Source organism: Pseudomonas sp. SIMBA_067 (assembly GCF_046534675.1).
In the GTDB taxonomy this organism is placed as follows: Bacteria; Pseudomonadota; Gammaproteobacteria; order Pseudomonadales; family Pseudomonadaceae; genus Aquipseudomonas; species Aquipseudomonas putida.
On record NZ_JAWRYH010000956.1, the window covers coordinates 1 to 251 of the forward strand.

Here is a 251-nt window from a genome sequence, read left to right on the forward strand (position 1 = left end):
GCTTTAGCAGAGTCGGCTGACTGAATAGCGATCTCAGCCAGTTGCTCAGCGGTGGGATCCGGGTTAATCGCGCAGTCACCGTAAACCAGCACCTGCTCCGGCAGCAGCATAAAGAACACCGATGAAACCAGTGAGCTGTTAGGCGCTGTTTTGATCAGCTGCAGAGGCGGACGAATGGTGTTGGCGGTGGTGTGAACCGCACCTGAAACCAGGCCATCCACTTCGCCGCTCTCCAGCATCATGGTGCCCAG

At 57.4% G+C, this 251-nt stretch carries 1 protein-coding gene; it reads right to left on the reverse strand.

From position 1 onward, the window contains the following. Positions 1 to 251 (reverse strand): phosphate acyltransferase (locus tag SB765_RS32035; protein ID WP_410932813.1); only part of this gene is annotated, 251 nt, incomplete at both ends.